This is a genomic window from Nocardioides islandensis, assembly GCF_015352455.1.
Taxonomy (GTDB): Bacteria; Actinomycetota; Actinomycetes; order Propionibacteriales; family Nocardioidaceae; genus Nocardioides; species Nocardioides islandensis.
This window is the reverse complement of record NZ_JADKPN010000011.1, coordinates 172,136-188,814: the sequence shown is the minus strand read 5'-3', so window position 1 is coordinate 188,814 and position 16,679 is coordinate 172,136. Positions and strand designations below refer to the sequence as shown.

General features: G+C 70.4%; 17 protein-coding genes. 3 read left to right on the top strand and 14 right to left on the bottom strand.

Features of this window, described 5'->3' with window-relative positions; genetic code table 11:
* Nucleotides 1-2,013: S8 family serine peptidase (locus ISU07_RS17435; protein ID WP_194708087.1), on the bottom strand; the 2,013-nt coding region annotated here is incomplete at its 3' end.
* Between the two features lie 248 nt (nucleotides 2,014-2,261).
* Between ISU07_RS17435 and ISU07_RS17430 the strand changes: the two genes are divergently transcribed.
* Both ISU07_RS17430 and ISU07_RS17425 read left to right on the top strand, forming a co-directional pair.
* Complete coding sequence (locus tag ISU07_RS17430; RefSeq protein ID WP_194708086.1) at nucleotides 2,262-2,879, top strand: class I SAM-dependent methyltransferase; 618 nt, start codon at nucleotides 2,262-2,264, stop codon at nucleotides 2,877-2,879.
* A gap of 29 nt (nucleotides 2,880-2,908) precedes the next feature.
* Nucleotides 2,909-3,364 (top strand): aminoacyl-tRNA deacylase, encoded by a 456-nt coding sequence (locus ISU07_RS17425; protein WP_194708085.1) that lies wholly within the window; start codon nucleotides 2,909-2,911, stop codon nucleotides 3,362-3,364.
* On the opposite strand, the gene ISU07_RS17420 is transcribed toward ISU07_RS17425, so the two are convergent.
* The 5 genes from ISU07_RS17420 to ISU07_RS17400 all read right to left on the bottom strand — a co-directional run bounded on the left by ISU07_RS17420 (nucleotide 3,286) and on the right by ISU07_RS17400 (nucleotide 8,432).
* The gene (locus tag ISU07_RS17420; protein ID WP_194708084.1) at nucleotides 3,286-3,981 is read right to left on the bottom strand and encodes a hypothetical protein; all 696 of its coding nucleotides are present in this window, start codon (nucleotides 3,979-3,981) and stop codon (nucleotides 3,286-3,288) included. The two genes, ISU07_RS17425 and ISU07_RS17420, sit on opposite strands and share 79 nt — an antisense overlap.
* A 92-nt stretch (nucleotides 3,982-4,073) precedes the next feature.
* Nucleotides 4,074-4,421, bottom strand: coding sequence for a hypothetical protein (locus ISU07_RS17415; RefSeq protein ID WP_194708083.1), 348 nt, complete (start codon nucleotides 4,419-4,421; stop codon nucleotides 4,074-4,076).
* A gap of 18 nt (nucleotides 4,422-4,439) precedes the next feature.
* A complete protein-coding gene (arc, locus tag ISU07_RS17410; RefSeq protein ID WP_194708082.1) occupies nucleotides 4,440-6,188 on the bottom strand; it encodes a proteasome ATPase in 1,749 nt (582 codons plus the stop codon).
* 128 nt (nucleotides 6,189-6,316) lie between these two features.
* The gene (locus ISU07_RS17405; protein ID WP_194708081.1) at nucleotides 6,317-7,252 is read right to left on the bottom strand and encodes a tRNA (adenine-N1)-methyltransferase; all 936 of its coding nucleotides are present in this window, start codon (nucleotides 7,250-7,252) and stop codon (nucleotides 6,317-6,319) included.
* Between the two features lie 22 nt (nucleotides 7,253-7,274).
* The gene (locus tag ISU07_RS17400) at nucleotides 7,275-8,432 is read right to left on the bottom strand and encodes a site-2 protease family protein (protein WP_323742683.1); all 1,158 of its coding nucleotides are present in this window, start codon (nucleotides 8,430-8,432) and stop codon (nucleotides 7,275-7,277) included.
* 57 nt (nucleotides 8,433-8,489) lie between these two features.
* Between ISU07_RS17400 and ISU07_RS17395 the strand changes: the two genes are divergently transcribed.
* Nucleotides 8,490-9,437, top strand: coding sequence for a RecB family exonuclease (locus ISU07_RS17395; protein WP_323742682.1), 948 nt, complete (start codon nucleotides 8,490-8,492; stop codon nucleotides 9,435-9,437).
* Here ISU07_RS17395 and ISU07_RS24880 read toward each other — a convergent pair.
* The 8 genes from ISU07_RS24880 to ISU07_RS17355 form a co-directional block, all read right to left on the bottom strand.
* A complete protein-coding gene (locus tag ISU07_RS24880; RefSeq protein ID WP_323742681.1) occupies nucleotides 9,334-9,969 on the bottom strand; it encodes a response regulator transcription factor in 636 nt (211 codons plus the stop codon). The genes ISU07_RS17395 and ISU07_RS24880 overlap by 104 nt on opposite strands.
* Nucleotides 9,966-11,246 (bottom strand): sensor histidine kinase, encoded by a 1,281-nt coding sequence (locus ISU07_RS24875; RefSeq protein ID WP_194708080.1) that lies wholly within the window; start codon nucleotides 11,244-11,246, stop codon nucleotides 9,966-9,968. The genes ISU07_RS24880 and ISU07_RS24875 overlap by 4 nt, the downstream gene beginning before the upstream one ends.
* 22 nt (nucleotides 11,247-11,268) lie before the next feature.
* Nucleotides 11,269-11,664: a hypothetical protein gene (locus tag ISU07_RS17380; protein WP_194708079.1), complete on the bottom strand. Its 396-nt coding sequence runs from the start codon at nucleotides 11,662-11,664 to the stop codon at nucleotides 11,269-11,271.
* Nucleotides 11,661-12,053, bottom strand: coding sequence for a hypothetical protein (locus tag ISU07_RS17375; protein WP_194708078.1), 393 nt, complete (start codon nucleotides 12,051-12,053; stop codon nucleotides 11,661-11,663). The genes ISU07_RS17380 and ISU07_RS17375 overlap by 4 nt, the downstream gene beginning before the upstream one ends.
* A gap of 280 nt (nucleotides 12,054-12,333) precedes the next feature.
* On the bottom strand, nucleotides 12,334-13,644 hold the full coding sequence (locus ISU07_RS17370) for an ABC transporter ATP-binding protein (protein ID WP_194708077.1): 1,311 nt from the start codon (nucleotides 13,642-13,644) through the stop codon (nucleotides 12,334-12,336).
* Nucleotides 13,628-14,707, bottom strand: coding sequence for an ABC transporter ATP-binding protein (locus ISU07_RS17365; protein ID WP_323742680.1), 1,080 nt, complete (start codon nucleotides 14,705-14,707; stop codon nucleotides 13,628-13,630). Before ISU07_RS17365 ends, ISU07_RS17370 begins: the two co-directional genes overlap by 17 nt.
* Nucleotides 14,704-15,633, bottom strand: coding sequence for an ABC transporter permease (locus ISU07_RS17360; protein ID WP_194708076.1), 930 nt, complete (start codon nucleotides 15,631-15,633; stop codon nucleotides 14,704-14,706). Before ISU07_RS17360 ends, ISU07_RS17365 begins: the two co-directional genes overlap by 4 nt.
* A gap of 2 nt (nucleotides 15,634-15,635) precedes the next feature.
* Nucleotides 15,636-16,664 (bottom strand): ABC transporter permease, encoded by a 1,029-nt coding sequence (locus ISU07_RS17355; protein ID WP_194708075.1) that lies wholly within the window; start codon nucleotides 16,662-16,664, stop codon nucleotides 15,636-15,638.
* Between the last annotated feature and the right edge of the window lie 15 nt (nucleotides 16,665-16,679).

Below are 16,679 nucleotides of genomic sequence, written 5' to 3'. Positions count from 1 at the left end.
CTTGACGATGCTCCCGTTCACCTTCCACACATACGTCAACGACACCGCGTCGCCATCAGCATCCGACTTCGTCGCCGTCGCCGTCACCGTCTGGTTCGTCGTCGGCGACACCGGAGACAACGAGACCGTCGCCGAGGGTGCACTGTTACCCACCACTAACTGGTCGTTGACGGTGCCACCATTCGCAGTGCCGTCGTTGGGCGTGACCTCCACGCGGATCGTGTCGCCGCGGTTGCCGTTGCCCGCCACGGAAAGGTCGAGGGTGTCGGTCAGCGAGCTGGAGCCCGAGGTCGTCTTGACGATGGTGCCGTTGACCTTCCACACGTAGGTCAAGGTGACCGCGTTGCCGTCCGGGTCGGACTTCGTCGCCGTCGCCGTCACGATCTGGTTCGTCGCCGGCGACACCGGAGACAACGAGACCGTCGCCGAGGGCGCAGAGTTCGTCGGCTGGACCAGGAACCGCCCGTTAAGGCACGCGGGGCTTCCATTCCCGAATCGCACGACGTTGGTCGTTCCGCTCACAGTCGAGGACTGCGTGCCGCTCCCGCTGCTGATCGCACATGCGGTCACGGCGGTAGTGGTGAATCCGCTGCCGAGTTGCACCTGCACGAAGTAGCGTGTGTTGTTGTTGAAGTCGCTATTGGTGACGAACTCGTAGCGACCCGTCGCGCTGGATATCGAGACCCTCAACGACGGCAAGTCGGCGCCGCTTGACTGCAGGATGCCGTCGTCATTGCGGTCCTGCCACAGCACGATGCTTACACCGGCCCGGAGGTTGTCTCCCGGGTCGACCGAACCGTTGCCGTTGACGTCCGTCACGACAGTGCCGCTGATTTCGGACGCGGCCCCAGCTACATACGGACCCACAACTGGCCCACCCTGCCCGGCCACACCCTCGGGCACGATGGGCTCGGTCGAGGTGTCGTCCATCGCACGGGCCAGGTTCACGCGGCCGTTGCCGGTGTCGGAGACGGAGCCCGCGGGGTCGGCGTTGCGCGCCAACCGGCCGACGACGACACCAGGGCCGGCGGAGGGGTCGTTCGCCCGCACCAGCGCAGCCACGCCGGCGACGATGGCCGCCGAAGCCGACGTACCCGTCACAGGCCCCGAACCGGTGGCGATGTCGACGCCCGGAGCGCCCAGGAACGTGTCGGCGCCCGAGTTGGAGCCGCTCCAGAGCGTGTCGTCTCGGGTGGTCGCCGAGACACCGACCACCTTGGCGGTGCCAGCCGGGTACGACGCGGTGGTCACGCCGTCGTTGCCGGTCGCGGCCACCAGGACGGAGCCCTTCGACCAGGCGTAGTCCACAGCCGCCTGGAGCGCGGAGCTCGCGCCGGGGTTGGAGAAGGACATCAAGATGACGTCGGCGCCGTGGTCGGCGGCGTACACGACGCCCTCGACGACCCCGGAGTCCTGCCCGAGCCCGTCCTGGTCCAAGACCTTGACGGGCATGACCGAGACGCCCTGGAAGCCCACGCCCGCGATGCCCACACCGTTGTCCACGCCTGCGGCGACGATGCTCGCCATGGCGGTGCCATGGCCGTTCGGGTCGGCGGTGTCGTTGTCGCCGAGGACCGATGTTCCCGGAACGAGGTGCCCGGCGAGGTCGTCGGTCGCGTTCACGCCCGTGTCGAGCACAGCCACCGTGGCCGAACCGTTCGGCGCGACCGAGTCGTAGGCCGAGCCCCAGCCGATTTTGTCCAAGGCCCACTGGTCGCCATAGGCGGGGTCGTTCGGCGCCAGCTGGACCTCACGGACGCGGTCTGCCTCGACGCTGGTGACCGCGTTCGATCCGCGCAGAGCGGCAACCTGGTCGTCGGTCAGTGATGCGGCGTACAGGCGCAGCGGCTCCACGGACGAGGTCACGACGGCGCCGGCCGTGTCGAGGAGGTCCACGCGGTCGGCCTGGGTCGTTCCCGGCGCGAAGGTGACCAGGTAGTCGCTCGTCAACCCCGGCTCGGCAGGCTCAGCACCCATCGCCAGCTGCTGTCCGCCCAGGACGAGGAGGCCCACCAGCAGAAGACTGAGCAGTCGGAGGAGGACAGTTCCCTCGAGCCCTCGAGACAGCACGCGGACGCAACTACCCATCACGACGACCCCCCGGTCGAATCTCGTCGTCGCTACCCCCGCGACCGACTCCCCACTCACGTGAGTGGACGAATTGTGTACATACCGTCACCCGGATGACTGCCGAACCCATAATGGGAGCAGGAATTGTGAGGGGGTGGACCAGACCACCCCTAGGGAGTGACTAGGTCACCATGGGTTGGTGGAACGAGCAGGTCGTACCTCGAGCGACTGACCTGTCCCTCAGGGGTCACGAGGTCGGGGAGCTGCGCGCCCGCGCCTGCGAGGGCTTGCACGGGCGGGTGATCGAGATCGGCTTCGGCAGCGGGCTGAACGCCCGCTGGTACCCGTCCACGGTCACCCAGGTCGACGTCGTCGAGCCCTCGGAGGTGGCCTGGCGGATGTCGGCGGACCGTCGGCTCCGCGCAGCCGCACCGGTCGGGCGGATCGGCATCGACGGGCAACAGCTCAACATCGGGGCGGCGACGTTCGATGCTGCCCTGGTCACGTTCACGCTGTGCACGATCCCCGACGTCGAGGCCGCCCTGTCGGAGATCCGGCGGGTGCTGAAGCCGGGAGCCGGCCTGCACTTCCTCGAGCACGGGATCGCCGACGACCCCAAGGTGGTGGCCTGGCAGCGCCGCCTCGAGCCGATCCAGCGGCGCCTCGCCGGCGGCTGCCACCTCACCCGTGACCCGGTGATCCTCATCGAGAAGGCCGGCCTGCCGATCGACACCGTCGAGCAGGTCGACCTGCCCGGTGGGCCGAAGCCGTTCCGGTCCGGCTTCCTCGGCGTGGCCCTCAAGGCGTGAGCCCGTCGTGAGCCCGTCGTGAGCCCGTCGTGAGCGAGGAACGCGCGATCGCCGGGGCGGAGGCGCTCGGGCTCGAGTACGCCGTGACCCGGCACGGTCCGGTGCGCTCCCTCGCCGAGGCGGCCGAGGCTCGCGGGATCGAGCCGCGCCAGCTCGTGAAGACGCTGGTGGTGCGGGTCAGCGAGGGCGACCACCGGTTCGTGCTGGTGCCCGGCGACCGCGAGATCGCCTGGCCCAAGCTGCGCGCGCTGCTCGGCGTCAACCGGATCTCCCTGCCGCCCGCCGACGAGGCGCGCGAGGTGACGGGCTACGAGCGCGGCACGATCACGCCGCTGGGCAGCCTGCGCACGCTCCCCGTCATCGCCGACTCACGCGTCGAGGGCGCGATCTCCCTCGGAGGTGGCGCTCACGGCGTCGCGCTCACGGTGGACGCCGGCGCACTGCTGGCCGCACTCGACGCGACCGTCGCCGACGTCACCGACTGACTCCGCCAGATGGCGACGGCCAGCCCGAGGAACCAGACGATGGCCAGCAGCGTCGTGTACGCGCCGTACTGCGCCAGGGTCGCCGCCAGCACCGGTGTCGCGCAGCCGATGCCGAGCCAGCCGACCCAGCGTGCCAGGACGCCGGTGCGGAGCACCGCGACGGACACCCCGAGGATCATCAGCCCCAGCACCGCCATGCCGGACAGCCCGAGCAGGGCGTAGTTCACCGCCGTGATGGCCCGCAGCACGTCGGGGCCGGGAAGCGGCTCGTGGACCACCTCGACGAGGCGGCCGACGCACGCGCGGACCGCGCCGGTCACCAGCCAGAGGGCCGCCACGGCGCTGGCCATGGACCGGCCGAAGGCCATCCACGCGGAGTCGCGGGCGGCGACGACGGTGCCGAGGTGGTGCCGGAGGACGGCCACCGTGACGGCCACGCCGATCGCCGCCATCCCCGACCAGACGCCGGACCAGCGGTTGCCGGAGACCTGCCACCAGGCGAGCAGCTCGGCGTCGGACGCACCGTGGGGCACGTCGATCGCGGCGACCGTCCAGAACAGACAGACTCCGACGAGGGCTGCGGCGATGGCCGCGACGCGGTGCTGGGAGGGGTTCATGCCTCCACAGTTGCCGCACGCGCGCGACGCCGCGTCGGGGCGGCCACCGGAACCGGGGTCGGTACCAGCCCTGAGACACCCGGTCTACGGCGTCAGTCGCGCCGGCGCCCCTGCAGCGCGTGCGCGACGTTCACGACGGCGATGCCCGCCCACGCCACCATCAGCCCCGGGAGGTCGGCCATGGCCGCCGAGATCGCGGTGATCGGGATCCCGGCGCCGAGCGAGACGATGCCCAGGGCCAGCTGCCGTTTGCCGGCCGACTCCGCGGCCCGGTCCCGGCCCGAGCGGACGACGCCACCGGAGGCGACACGACGCTGGATCTCCTTCTCCATGCGCTCGGCGAAGGAGTCGACCAGCGCCGCCTCGTAGTCCGGGCCCAGCTCGCCGCGGGTGGCGAGCAGGGCCTCGTAGTCGCGTCGTTCCAGCTCGTCCTCGGCCACCGCAGGCGGACCTCCGGCCTAGAGGTACTGGCCGGTGTTGGACACCGTGTCGATCGAACGTCCCGGCTCGGTGCCCTGCTTGCCGGTGATGAGCGTGCGGATGAACACGATCCGCTCGCCCTTCTTCCCGGAGATGCGGGCCCAGTCGTCGGGGTTGGTGGTGTTGGGCAGGTCTTCGTTCTCCTTGAACTCGTCCACGCACGCCTGGAGGAGGTGGGAGACCCGGATGCCGTAGGAGTCGTGCTCCAGCTTGTCCTTGATCGCCATCTTCTTCGCGCGGTCGACGATGTTCTGGATCATCGCCCCGGAGTTGAAGTCCTTGAAGTACAGGACCTCCTTGTCGCCGTTGGCGTAGGTCACCTCGAGGAAGCGGTTCTCCTCGGACTCGGTGTACATCCGCTCGACGGTGGCCTGGATCATCCCGCCGACGCAGGCGTCGCGGTCGCCGCGGAACTCGTTGAGGTCGTCGGCGTGCAGCGGCAGGTCGGCCACGAGGTACTTGCTGAAGATGTCGCGGGCCGACTCGGCGTCCGGGCGCTCGATCTTGATCTTCACGTCGAGGCGGCCGGGCCGCAGGATCGCCGGGTCGATCATGTCCTCGCGGTTGGAAGCGCCGATGACCAGGACGTTCTCGAGGGCCTCGACGCCGTCGATCTCGCTGAGCAGCTGCGGGACGATGGTGTTCTCGACGTCGGAGGAGACACCGGAGCCACGGGTGCGGAACAGCGAGTCCATCTCGTCGAAGAACACGATGACGGGCGTGCCCATGCTGGCCTTCTCACGGGCCCGCTGGAACACCAGCCGGATGTGGCGCTCGGTCTCGCCGACGTACTTGTTGAGCAGCTCCGGGCCCTTGATGTTGAGGAAGTACGACTTCCCCTCCTGGCCGGTCTTGGCGGCGACCTTCTTGGCCAGGCTGTTGGCCACGGCCTTGGCAATCAGCGTCTTGCCGCAGCCGGGAGGGCCGTAGAGCAGCACGCCCTTGGGCGGCTTGAGCTTGTGCTCCTTGAACAGCTCGGGGTGGAGGTACGGCAGCTCCACGGCGTCGCGGATGGCGTCGATCTGCGAGATCAGCCCGCCGATCTGCGTGTAGTCGATGTCGGGCACCTCTTCGAGGACGAGCTCCTCGACCTCGGACTTGGGCACCTTCTCGTAGACGTACCCCGCGCGGGCGTCCAGCAGCAGGCTGTCGCCGGCGCGGATCGTGCCACCGCGCAGCGGCTCGGCGAGCCGGACCACGCGCTCCTCGTCGGCGTTCGCGATCACCAGGGCGCGCTCGCCGTCGGCCAGCAGCTCCTTGAACATGACGACCTCGCCGACCTCCTCGAACTCGAGGGCGGCGACGACGTTGAGGGCCTCGTTGAGCATGACCTCCTGGCCACGCACCAGGGAGTCGAGCTCGACCGACGGGCTGACGTTCACGCGCAGCTTGCGACCGCCGGTGAAGACGTCGATCGAGTCGTCCTCGTTGCGGGTGAGGAAGGTGCCGAAGCCGGCCGGCGGCTGGGCGAGCCGGTCGACCTCCTCCTTCAGCTTCATGATCTGGTCGCGCGCCTCGCGCAGCGTCTGGGCGAGCCGTTCGTTCTGCGAGGTCACCGCCGAGAGGGACCGCTGGGTGTCGGCCAGGCGCAGCTCGAGGCCGCGGTTGTGAGCCGGTCCCTCACTCAGGCGGCGGCGCAGGTCGTGCACCTCCGCTTCCAGGAACCGGACCTGGTTGGCGAGCTCCTCGCGACCCTCGCCGGCAGGAGCGTCTTCGGATGTAGCCATCGTTGCGTCACCTCCTGGTTTCGACCCTACCCGCGAGAACACGGTCACATGACGTGAACTCAGGGGTGTTGGACACGAACTTGATACAACCGTGACAACCGTCGAGGGGGGTGTGGGTCACCCTCCGGTCAGTCGTCCGGGGCTTCGACGGGTACGCCGGGGGGTCGCGGCCCCGTGTAGTCCGGCCCGTAGGCACCGGGCGCGGGCCTCCGGCGCTTGATCGGCGGCGCCTGCCCGGGGGCCATCCGACGGGCCGTGACCAGGAACGCCGTGTGGCCGACCATCGAGTGCCCCGGACGTACGGCCAGGCCCTCGACGTGCCAGTCGCGCACCAGCGACTCCCACGCCTGCGGCTCGGTGAAGCCCCCATGGACCCGGACGGTCTCCACGAACCGGGACAGCTGCGTCGTGGTGGCGACGTACGCGCACAGGACCCCTCCGGGCAGCAGCGCGCCGGCGGCGGCGTCGAGGCAGTCCCAGGGCGCGAGCATGTCGAGGATCACCCGGTCGGCGCGCTCCCCCGACTCGGGCAGGGCCTCGGCCAGGTCACCGAGCCTGAGCTCCCAGGCCGGGTGGTCGCCCTCGAAGAACTGGGTCACGTTCTTGCGGGCGACCTCGGCGAACTCCTCGCGCCGCTCGAACGACAGCACCCGGCCGTGCGGGCCGACGGCGCGCAGCAGCGTGCACGTGAGGGCGCCGGAGCCGACCCCCGCCTCGACGACGTGGGCTCCCGGGAAGATGTCGGCCATCGCCACGATCTGGGCGGCGTCCTTCGGGTACACGACGGCGGCGCCGCGGGGCATCGACACCACGAACTCCGACAGCAGCGGCCGGAACACGAGGTACTCACCGCCACCGGACGAGGTGACCGTGAACCCCTCCTCGCGGCCGATCAGCTCGTCGTGGTCGAGGTGGCCGCGGTTGGAGAAGAAGCGCTTGCCGGCCTCGAGGCAGAAGTTGTGGCGGCGGCCCTTCGAGTCGACCAGCCGCACCCACTGACCCTCCTGCAGCGGCCCGCGGTGCACGCCGGCCCACGCCTCGTGAGGTACGTCGGGCTGGCCCATGCGCCGACCCTAGCGACGGCCCCTACCGCCTTGAACGCGCCTCCTGGAAAGCGCGCTCGACGTCGGCGGCCGAGAGCACGCCGTAGATGCTGCCGTCCTGCTCGACGAGGAGGTACTCGTGGGCGGGTGTGACGGTCATGGCCCGCACCAGCTCCTCCCCCTCGATCTCCGCCGGGAGGCTCATGCCGGGCTCCAGGCTGCGCGCCACCGTCGAGACCGCGACCCAGGGCCGGCGTTCCTCGGGGGTGGCCACCAGAGCGGCCTCGCTGACCAGGCCGACCGGGGAGCCACCGCTGGTGACCGTGATCAGGCTGCCGGCCCGGGCCTCCTTGGCGCGGCGTACGGCCTCGGCCAACGGGAGGTCCGCGGGCACGGCGAGCGCTCGTCGGGCCAGTCGGCGGGCGACCAGGGCGGGCAGCGAGCCACGCGCCTGCGCCGACGCCAACGCCGAGCTCGCCGCGCTCCAGAGGAACAGCGCGATCATGCCGGCGAGGAAGACGTCGAAGATGTCCGGCGGGGTGCCGAGCACCTTCTCCTGCAGGAGCGGCCACGCGAGAGCGGCCACGGCGACCAGCCGGCCCACCCACGCGGCCGCGATGGTGCCGCGCAGGCGGTCACCGGTGAGCCGCCACACCCCCGCCTTGAGCACGCGACCGCCGTCCAGCGGCAGGCCGGGGACCAGGTTGAGGAACCCGACGATGAGGTTGGCGCCGGCCAGCCCCTCGACGGCCATCAGCAGCAGCCCGTCGGGCGTGACGAACCACAGGCCGAGTGCGGCCGCGCCGACGGCGAGCGAGGTCAGCGGCCCGACGACGGCGATCAGGAACTCCTGCTTCGGGGTGCGCGCCTCTCCCTCGATCTGGGTCGCGCCGCCGAGGAAGTGCAGGGTGATCGAGGAGACGTCGAACCCGTAGTGCCGGGCCATGTAGGCGTGCGAGGCCTCGTGCAGCAGCACCGACAGGTAGAGGACGACGGCGAACGCGAAGCCCGCGATGTACTTGAAGCCGCCCAGACCGGGCTCGACCTGGTCCACGCGAGGGGACACGGTCCAGGCGATCAGCGCCGCGATGACGAACCAGGACGTGGTGACCAGGACGTCCGAGCCCGCGATCGTGCCGACCTTGAAGGTGCCCGGGGGCCGTTGCGGCTCCGGACGAGGTCGGGAGGACGGCTCGGACACGTCACGAGGCTATCCGACGGGCCCTGCGGTGTCGGTGCGCTGGCCTAGGGTCGAAGCGTGACCGTAATCGACGACTCCTCCCGCCGGGAGTTCCGTCGCGTCGACGGCGTGGACGTGCTGGGCGCGATGTCGCCGAGCCGCGCCTCGGACTTCATGACCTGCCCGCTGATGTTCCGGTTCCGCACGATCGACCGGCTGCCCGAGACGTCGTCGGTCGACGCGGTGCGCGGCACGCTCGTGCACAAGGTGCTGGAGGACCTGTTCAGCCTCCCGGCCGCCGAGCGCACCCCCGAGCGCGCACGGGCGATGCTGTCCCCGACGTGGGACGCCTTCGTCGTCCAGTCGCCCGAGCTGCCCGCGCTGTTCGGCTCCCGGGCCGAGCTGGACGCGTGGATGACCTCGGCCGCCGAGGTGCTCGACCGCTACTTCACCCTCGAGGACCCGCAACGCCTGGAGCCCGCCGAGCGGGAGCTGTACGTCGAGGCGCTGCTCGACTCCAAGCTGCTGCTCCGGGGGTACATCGACCGCCTCGACGTCGCACCGGACGGGGCGATGAGGGTGAGCGACTACAAGACGGGACCATCGCCAGCCGTCGACTACGAGGCCAAGGCGCTGTTCCAGATGAAGTTCTACGCGCTGGCTCTCTGGCGCTCGCGCGGCGTCATCCCGAAGGTGCTCCGACTGGTCTACCTGGGCAACGGCGAGATGCTGAGCTACGAGCCGGACGAGGCCGACCTGGTGGCCACCGAGCGCAAGGTCAACGCGCTCTGGGACGCGATGCGGGCCGCCGAGGAGGCCCGCGACTGGCAGCCGAACCGCTCCCGCGCCTGCGACTGGTGCTCGTTCAAGGCGGTCTGCCCCGAGTGGGGCGGCACTCCCCCGCCGGTCCCGGAGGAGCGGCTCAGACGCGGTGCCGCTCGGCCCAGAGGGCCGCGCTGGTTCGGTCGGATACGCCGATGGTGGCGAAGATCGAGGTCAGGTGGGCCTTCACGGTCCGCTCGGTGATCCCGAGCCGCCGCGCGATCTGCTTGTTCGCCAGCCCCTCGCGCACCAGGCCGAGCACCTCGCGCTCGCGCGGCGTCAGGTCGGGCAGGTCCGCGGCCGGCCGGCGCGTGTCGAGGAGCTCGCGGGCGGCACGCGGGTGGATGGGTGACTCGCCCCTCGCGACAGCCCGGATCCCGCCGAGGATGTCGTCGGGCTCGGCGTCCTTGAGCAGGTAGCCCACCGCACCCGCGTCCAGGGCGCCGACGATCCGCTCGGCGTCCGCGAAGGACGTCAGCACGAGCACGTCGGAGAGCCCCTCGTCGACGATCGCCCTCGTGGCCTTCACCCCGTCGACCCCGGGCATCTGGAGGTCCATCAACACCACGTCCGGCCGCGTCGCCCGGACGACCTCGATGGCCTCGGCCCCGCCGCTCGCCGTACCGACGACGCGAAGGTCCGCGACCCCGGCCAGCAGCTGGGTCAGGCCGCCGCGCACGACGGCGTGGTCGTCGACGACCACGACCGTGATCTGCCCCTCGCTCGACGCGCTCACCGCACCCGCACCTCCATCCGGATCTCCGTGCCCTCACCGGGCGCCGACCGTACGTCGAGCCGCCCGCCCTCGTCCGCCACCAGGCTGGCCAGGCCGCGCAGCCCGAAGCTGGTCGCGTCCCTGTCCGCGTCCGGGTCGAACCCATGACCGTCGTCGGTGACGACCAGCACCAGCCACTCGCCGTCGCGGTGCACGTCGACGTCCAGCGACCTGGCGTGCGCGTGCCGGATCGCGTTGCGGACGGCCTCCTGGGCCACCCGCCACACCAGCGCCACCGTCTCGTCCGGCACCTCGCCGACGTCGGAGACGCGCACGCTGGTCTCGATGTCCGCCGACGCCGCCGGGGCGGTCAGGTCGGTGAGCGCCGCGGTCAGGCCGTCCGCGTGCAGGTCAGGCGGGTGGATCGACACCAGCAGGGAGCGCAGCGCCTTGAGGCTGGTCCGCAGCGACGTACCCGCCCCCTGCAGGTCCTCGCGCAGGCGTTCGGGGACGTCCGGGTCGCGGCTGACCGCGGTGAGCGAGAACGCCGTACCCGCCAGGTCCTGCACGACGCCGTCGTGCAGGTCGCGGGCGATGCGCCGGCGCTCGGCCTCCGAGGCGTTCATCGAGGCGCGCAGCAGTCGTTCGCGCTCGCGGGCGTTGCGGGTGAGCCGACGCGTCAGCACCCAGATGATCGGGGTGGCCACGACGAGCATCGCGAGCAGCCCCCCGATGGTGATCCTCTGGAACGGTACGAACAGCTGCGAGCGACGCTGGGCGAGGTCGTCGGCGGAGAAGTACACCTCGAACAGCATCGGTGCGCCCTCCGGCGACCTGATGCGGCTGTACACCTCGACCAGCCCGTCGTCGGACTTCTCGTAGCGGTTCTCGGGCTTGGTCAGGTCCGACACCTCGGCCACGGTCCCACCGCCCTCGAGGACGGCGGTCTCCTCGTCGTCGAGCGGGTATCTCGTGCCGATCAGCCGGGTCTCGTCGGAGTAGAGGATCGTGCCGTCACCGCGCCAGATCTTCACGCGGCGCACGTCGCCCACCAGGAGGCGCTCGAGGACCTCGCGGTCGAGCTTGTCGATCGCGCCGGGGTCGCCGTCGACCAGGCCCTTCGGGATCGCGGGCTGCGCGACCGACCGGGCCAGCACCCGGGTCACCGCCTTCGCGTCAGCACGTGCCTCGGTGCTGGCGACCCGGGCGCTGAGCAGGGAGGTCGCCACGGAGAGGGCGACGAAGAGGACGACGGCCACCGCGAGGTACTGCACCACGGGGTTGCGGACGAGCCTCACGCCCGAACTCTAGGTGTGGCGCTCACCAGTCGATCGCTCCACGACACACCTCGCCGGTCCTCGTCTGGACGGCCCGGAAGACGCAGTGGTCGGTGCCAGCGAGGTCAACGAGCGAGCGACGTACCTCGAGCTGACCGTCCCTGGTCACCGCCCGGCCCATCGCCGAGACGCTGCCGTTGTGCTTGATCTTCCAGCTCCACACCTTGCCGGACGCGGTGTGGTCGACCTCGCCGCGGATCTCGATCCGGTGGTCGCTGTCCCAGCCGGCACGCACCTCCCACGTGGAGCTGCCGCCTCGGCACGAGCCGCTCTTGTCCACCTCGTCGTCGTCCCCGGAAGCACTGACACCCGAGGGCACCATCACCACGAGCAGGGCCGCGACCGCGCCGAGCGCGAGCCTGGCCGACCGGCCGGTCACCAGGCCACGGCCGCGCGGCAGACCTCACCGGCGTAGACCGCCCGGAAGACGAAATGGTCGGTGCCCGCGGCGTCCGACGGCCTGCGGTGCACCGAGAACGACCCGCTCGCGCCACCCGTCGTCGAGCTCCCCTTCGCGACCACGACACCGTTGTCCTTCAGCTTCCAGGCCCAGGTCTGGCCGACCTGGTTGCTGTCGATCTCGGCCTCGACCTCGATCCGCCCGTTGTCGGCCTTGGCCTTGATCTTCCAGTCGGTCGAGCCCGAGCACGACCCCGCGTTCCGGTGCGCGTCGCCACCCCCGGACGCGAACGCCGGCACGGGGGCGAGGACCGAGAGAGCGAGGGCGGGAACGGCCAGGGCAGCGGCGAGGCGTCGGCTGGTCAGCATGGTGGACTCCTAGTCAGAGATGTTCAGGTGCGACCAGCCTGTCGACGTCCCCGTGCGCCTCGCCATTGTCGAGAGGTACTAGGACTCCGACCGCCGCCCTGGGTCGAGTTGCGCGTCCGGCACGGTCGAGTTGCGCGTCCGGCACGGTCGAGTTGCGCGTCCGTCACCGTCGAGTTGCGCGTCCGATACGAGCACGCCGTACCCGAGGCGCAACTCACGTGTACCGGGGACGCAACTCACGTGTACCCGGGACGCAACTCGCATGTACCGGGGGCGCAACTCAACTCTCGTCGGGGTACAGGACGCAGGCGACGTCGACGCCGCCGGCGCGGCGGAGCTTCGGGGCGTCGGCGGGGACGAAGTGGACCTCGACGGCGTTGCCGGCGTCCTCGATGTCGCGGACGCCCTTCCAGAGCGGCTCGTCGGGCTTCTCGGCCTTGATGCGGTCCAGCAGCGCCCGTACCTGCCCCGCTCCCCCTGCCCCGATCCTCGCGGTGGTCGAGGGCTGGTCGAGGCTGCCGAGGTCGCCGATGACGGCCTTCTCGTCGTCGTACGCCTCGACCTTGCGGGTCCAGTGCTCCTCGATGAGGGTGCGCAGGTCGCGCGACTCCCAGCCGCACCCCTCGATCGCCTCGGCGCAGCGCGGGTGGAAGGAGCAGCCCAGCGGCGGCTCGGCGGCGTCGGGGATCTCGCCGCGCGGCAGGTCGCGCGGCACCATCCGGTCCGGGTCGGGCTCGGGGATCGCCTTGAGGAGCGCCTTGGTGTACGGGTGCCGAGGGTTCTCGAAGATCTCGGCGGTGGGGCCGATCTCGACGATCCGACCGAGGTACATGATCGCGATCCGGTCGCAGAAGTACTTCGCCGAGGCGAGGTCGTGGGTGATGTAGACGTACGTGAGCCCCATCTCCTGCTTGAGGTCGAGCATCAGCTGGAGGATCTTCGCCCGGACGCTCATGTCGAGCATGGAGACGGGCTCGTCGGCGACCAGCACCTCGGGGTTGAGGATGATCGCGCGCGCGATCACCGCGCGCTGCTTCTGGCCGCCGGAGAGGTCGGAGGGGTACTTCGGCAGGAACCGCTCCACCGGCGACAGGCCGACCCGTTCGAGGGCGGCCGCCACCTGGGTCTTCAGCGCCTTGCCGGACGCGATCTTGTGGATCACCAGCGGATGGCCCACGGCCTCCTCGATCGTCATCGAGGGGTTGAGCGCGGCGTGCGGGTCCTGGAAGACCATCTGGAGGTCGGTGCGCAGCTGGCGCAGCTCGGCACCGCGCATCTCCGAGACGCGACGCTCCCCCCGGTCCTGCGAGTGGTAGGTGATCCGGCCGTCGGTGGCCGGCACCAGTCCCAGCAGCGCCCGGCCGAACGTCGACTTGCCGCTGCCGGACTCGCCGACCAGGCCGAGCACCTCGCCGCGCTTGAGCGACACGGAGACACCGTCGACCGCCCTCACGCGGCGGGCCTTGAGACCGAACAGCCGCGACAGCGCGCCGCCCTGCAGCTGGAAGTGGACCGCGAGCTGGTCGATGTCGAGGACCACCTCGGATCGGCCGGTCGGCGAGCTGCTCAGGATCTCAGGCTTCGTCGGCAACGGAGATCTCCTCCCGGTTGAGCGGGGCGCGCTCGCTCTCAGGTACGTCGGCGGCCAGGCCGTCCTTGAAGTCCGCGGCCCAGCACTGGGCACGGCTGCCCCCCGCGTGCTCGCGCTCGACCGGGTGGCGGGTGGCGCACACCTTCATGGCGTCGGGGCAACGCGGGTGGAAGTGGCAGCCGGGCGGCGGCTCGACCAGGTCCGGAGGCGCCCCCTCGATGAAGTTGAGACCGGTGGTCCGCAGCGAGATGGTCGAGCGCAGCAGCTCGCGCGTGTACGGGTGCTTGGGCCGGGAGAACACCTCGCGCGCGTCACCGATCTCGACGATCTCGCCGGCGTACATCACCGCCACCCGGTCGCAGGCCTCGGCGATGATGCCGAGGTTGTGGGTGATCAGCAGGAGTGCGGTGCGGTAGTTCGCGCGCAGGTCGTGGAGGATCCGGATGATCTGCGCCTCGACCAGCACGTCCAGCGCCGTCGTCGGCTCGTCGGCCACCACGAACGGCGGCCGCAGCACCAGCGTCAAGGCGATCATCAGCCGCTGGCGCATGCCCCCGGAGAACTCGTGCGGATAGGCGTGGAACCGCGTCGGCGGGATGCCCATCACCCGGAGCACGTCGAGCGAGCGCCGTTCGATCTCGGCCTTGCTGATCGACTTGTCGTGGGTCTTGAGGGTCTCGGCGAAGTGCTCGCTGATCCTCATCAACGGGTTCAGCCGCGTGAGCGGCTCCTGGAAGATCATGCCGAGGTCGCGCCCGCGCATGGCGTGCTGCTCCCGCGGCTTCAGCGTGAGCATGTCCGTGCCGCGGAACCTCAGCTCGCCGTCGCGCGCACTGCCCTCGGGCAGCAGCCCGATCAGGCCGCGGCCCAGCGTCGACTTGCCGCACCCCGACTCACCCACCAGACCCAGGATCTCGCCCTCGTGCAGCTCGAAGCTGACCCCGTCGACGGCCCGGACCGGACCACGGTCGGTGGCGTACCAGACCCGCAGGTCGCGCGCCTCGAGCACGACGTCTCCGGGCATGTTCACCGGGTCGACCCGCTCGTCCACGATGTCGGTCACGTCGCATCCACCTTCTCCCGGGGCGTGAACCTCACGGGGAGCAACCGCCGCCGGCGCAGCGCCGGGTTGAGCGTCTCGTTGAGGCCCTCACCCACCAGGGTCAGCCCGGTGATCAGCAGGACGATCGCGAGGCCCGGCCACAGCGCCGGCCACCAGACCCCGGCCTGGGCGTCGTCGAGCGCGCGACTGAGGTCGTAGCCCCACTCCGACGCTTCGTTCGGCTGGATGCCGAGACCCAGGAACCCGAGCGCCGCCAGGGTGCCGACCGCATCGGCGGCGTTGAGGGTGCCGATCACCGGCACCGACTGCACGACGTTGCCGAAGAGGTACTTGCGCATGATGGTCGTCGGCCTCGCCCCGATCGCCCGCGCCGCTTCGACGTACGTCGCCTCGCGCGCCGACACCGTGGTGTTGCGGACCACCCGGAAGTACTGCGGGATGTAGATCGCCACCAGCGACAGGGCAGCGGCGACGATCCCGCTGCCGATCCTGTCGTTGAGCATGAACGCGAAGATGATCGCCAGCAGCAGGTAGGGCACCGTGTAGATCGCGTCCATCACGAACACCAGCACCCGGTCGACCCAGCCGCCCAGGAACCCGGAGACCAGGCCGAGCGGCACGCCGATGACCACCGACAGGACGACCGAGAGCAGCACGACCTCGAGGGCCGTGCGCGCTCCCCACACCACGCGGCTGCAGATGTCGTAGAACTGGTCGTTGGTGCCGAGCAGGTGGCCGCTGCCCGGCGAGGCGAGCTTCTCGAACTTCACGCCCGCGGCGTCGCGGGTCTGGTTGAAGTCGAAGGGCGCGATCCAGGGCGCGAAGAGCGCGAACAGCACGAAGACGACCGTCACGATCGCACCGACGAGCAGGATCCACCGGGCGAGTCCCTTGGTGTTCCAGATCTGTCGCAGGAGCCCGCGCATGCTCAGTACCTCACTCGGGGGTCGATGAGCCCGTTGATGATGTCGACGGTCACGCTCGTCAGGACCACGATCAGGGCGAAGAACGTGACCAGCCCCTGAACCGCGATGTAGTCGCGGGCGAGAATGTACTTCACCAGCTGGGTGCCGAGCCCCGGCCAGTTGAACGTGCGCTCCGTGAGGATGGCGCCGGCCAGCGTGGCCGCCACCTGGAGACCGATCACCGTGACCACCGCGACCAGGGCGTTGCGGAACGCGTGGCGGCGTACGACGGCCCGCTCGGAGATCCCGCGGGCGCGGGCCGCCTCGACGTAGTCGCCCTTCATCGCCTGGATCACGTTGACCCGCACCAGCCGGATGATCACGCCGGACAGCAGCAGACCCAGCGTGAAGCACGGGAGCACGTGGTGCTTGAGCACGTCGGAGATGGCCGTGCCGTCCCCGGAGAAGATCGCGTCGAGCAGCAGGATGTGCGTCTTCGGCTGCACGGTGAAGATGGTGATCGGCGAGGCCATCCCCGACGTGGGCCACGACGGGAACAGCTTGACCACGAGGAGCACCAGCATGATCCCGACCCAGAAGATCGGCGCGGCGTAGGTGAGGACGCCGAAGATGCGGATCACGATGTCGCCCCAGCTGTCGCGGTAGCGGCCGGCCAGGCGTCCCAGCGGCAGTCCCACGACGATGGCGAAGAGGAACGCGCCGAGCGTGAGCGTGAGGGTGGCACCGCCGTTGTCGCGGACCAGGTCCAGGACGGGCCGGTTGTCCGAGATCGTCTTGCCGAAGTCGAAGTGGGCGACCTGGCCGAGGTACTCCAGATACTGGACGATCAGCGGGCGGTCGATGCCGAGGTTGTGGCGGCGCACGTCGAGCGCGTCCTCGCTGAGCTTGCCGCCGAAGGCCGCGCTGACCGGGTCACCGGGCGCCACCCTCAGCAGGAAGAAGACCAGCGTCAGCAGCACCCACATCATGGGGATGACGAGCAGGATCCGGATCGCGATGTAGCGGGACAGGGATCCCGAGCCTGAGCTCACGAAGGGGGCCTCCTG

Coding starts and splice junctions, on each gene's coding strand:
- ISU07_RS17430 (WP_194708086.1), top strand. CDS start 2,262: ATGGGTTGGTGGAACGAGCAGGTCGTACCTCGAGCGACTGACCTGTCC.
- ISU07_RS17420 (WP_194708084.1), bottom strand. CDS start 3,981: ATGAACCCCTCCCAGCACCGCGTCGCGGCCATCGCCGCAGCCCTCGTC.
- arc (WP_194708082.1), bottom strand. CDS start 6,188: ATGGCTACATCCGAAGACGCTCCTGCCGGCGAGGGTCGCGAGGAGCTC.
- ISU07_RS17405 (WP_194708081.1), bottom strand. CDS start 7,252: ATGGGCCAGCCCGACGTACCTCACGAGGCGTGGGCCGGCGTGCACCGC.
- ISU07_RS17375 (WP_194708078.1), bottom strand. CDS start 12,053: ATGCTGACCAGCCGACGCCTCGCCGCTGCCCTGGCCGTTCCCGCCCTC.
- ISU07_RS17360 (WP_194708076.1), bottom strand. CDS start 15,633: ATGCGCGGGCTCCTGCGACAGATCTGGAACACCAAGGGACTCGCCCGG.